Origin of the sequence: Methylobacterium sp. B1, assembly GCF_000333255.1 — a bacterium.
GTDB classification, from domain to species: Bacteria; Pseudomonadota; Alphaproteobacteria; order Rhizobiales; family Beijerinckiaceae; genus Methylobacterium; species Methylobacterium fujisawaense.
In genome coordinates, this window is record NZ_BACT01000530.1 from 1 (window position 1) to 1828 (window position 1828).

At 72.1% G+C, this 1828-nt stretch carries 2 pseudogenes; both read left to right on the forward strand.

Annotation, left to right across the window (positions count from 1 at the left end):
* The first annotated feature begins 104 nt into the window (after positions 1 to 104).
* Positions 105 to 1633: pseudogene (locus I53_RS15555) on the forward strand (DUF1800 domain-containing protein).
* Positions 1630 to 1828 (forward strand): annotated as a pseudogene (locus tag I53_RS15560) (DUF1501 domain-containing protein); the annotation flags it as partial. The pseudogenes I53_RS15555 and I53_RS15560, both read left to right, overlap by 4 nt.

Here is a 1828-nt window from a genome sequence, read left to right on the forward strand (position 1 = left end):
CCCGATATTGCCAAAGACGCTGGCATGATGGGGCCGCCTTTCAGGCACGGTACAGGGACGCGACACCACGCTGCCCCGACCGATCCACGCACCGCGAGGCTGCGATGTCGCGCGCCGCAACACGCTGTTGTCTGGTTGCTGGTCTGTTGGTGGCCTGGGCGGGCCCGGGGCCCCGTGCGGCCGACGCGTCGCCGCAGGCCGCCGCGGCCGATGCCGCCTTCCTGGATGCCCTGACCTGGGGCGCCACCCCGTCTGCCTTCGCGCAACTCACCGCGGAGGGGCGGGCACGGTGGCTGCAGGCCCAGCTCCATCCGCCGGCCGAATCGCGCCTGCCGCCCGCCGCCCAGGCGCAGGTCGACGCGCTGACCCCGCCGGGCAGCCTGTTCGAACGGGCCCAGGCGCTGGATGCGCAGGCCAAGGCGTTCAAGGACATCCAGGACCCCGACGCCAAGAAGGCCGCCCAGCAGGCCTTCCAGGCCGCGCTGAACATGGCCGCGCGGAACGCCGCCTCCGTCTGGGTGCTGCGGGCGCTCTACAGCCCCGATCAGCTGCGCGAGCGGCTGACGTGGTTCTGGTTCAACCGGTTCAACGTGCATCAGGGCAAGTCCACCCTGCGCGCCGCCGTGGGCGACTACCTCGACACCGCGATCCGTCCGCACGTGCTCGGGCGCTTCCGCGACCTGCTGATGGCGAGCCTGCGCCACCCGGCGATGCTGCGCTACCTCGACAACGACGCCAACGCGGCCGGCCGGCCGAACGAGAACTACGCCCGGGAGATCATGGAGCTGCACACGATGGGTGTCGGCTCCGGCTACACGCAGGGCGATGTCGAGGCGCTGGCCCGGATCCTGAGTGGTGTCGGCATCGACATGAAGCCCGAGACCCCGAAGCTTCGCCCCGAGCATGCCGCCGATTTCCGCCGGGACGGCCTGTTCGCGTCAACCCGAACCGGCACGATACGCGANNCAAGGTCTTCCTCGGGACCCGCATCCAGGNACGCGGCTGGCCGGAGATCGAGGAGGCGGTGGACCTGATCGCCCGCCATCCCGCCACCGCCACCAACGTCTCCCGGGCGCTCGCCACCTACTTCCTCGGCCAGCCGCCCGACGACGCCCTGGTGGCGCGACTCGCCGCCGTCTTCAGCCGCAGCGACGGCGACATCGCCGCGGTGATGGAGGCGCTGGTGCGCGAGCCGGCCTTCACGGCCGAGCGCGGCGGCGCCTTCAAGGACCCGGTGCGCTACGTCTTCTCCGCCCTGCGCATGGCCTACGACACAAGGGTGATCCGCAACGCCGGCCCGGTGCTCGGCTGGCTGAACCGCCTCGGCGAGGGCCTGTTCAACCGGTCGACGCCGGACGGCTACCCCCTCGACGCCGCCGCCTGGAGCGGCCCCGGGCAGCTCGCGACGCGGTTCGAGATCGCCCGGCAGATCGGGTCGGGCTCGGCCGGCCTGTTCAAGCCGACGCTGGCCGATCAGGCCGAGGAGCCGGCCTTCCCGGTGCTCGCCAACGGGCTCTACTTCTCGACGCTGTCCGGCACCCTGTCGGCGGCGACGCGGGCGGCGCTCGCCCAGGCGGTGTCGCCCCAGGACTGGAACACCCTCTACCTCGCCTCGCCGGAGTTCATGCGATGAACCGTCGCGACCTGATCCGCGCCGCCGCCGCTTTCGGCCTGTCCACGGTGGCCGGCCGCGTCTGGGCGGCCCCCAAGACCGATGCGCGCCTCCTCGTGGTGTTCCTGCGCGGCGCCTACGATGCCGCCAACGTGGTGATCCCCACCGGCAGCGACTTCTACTACCGGTCGCGGCCGAACCTCGCGATCGGCAGCC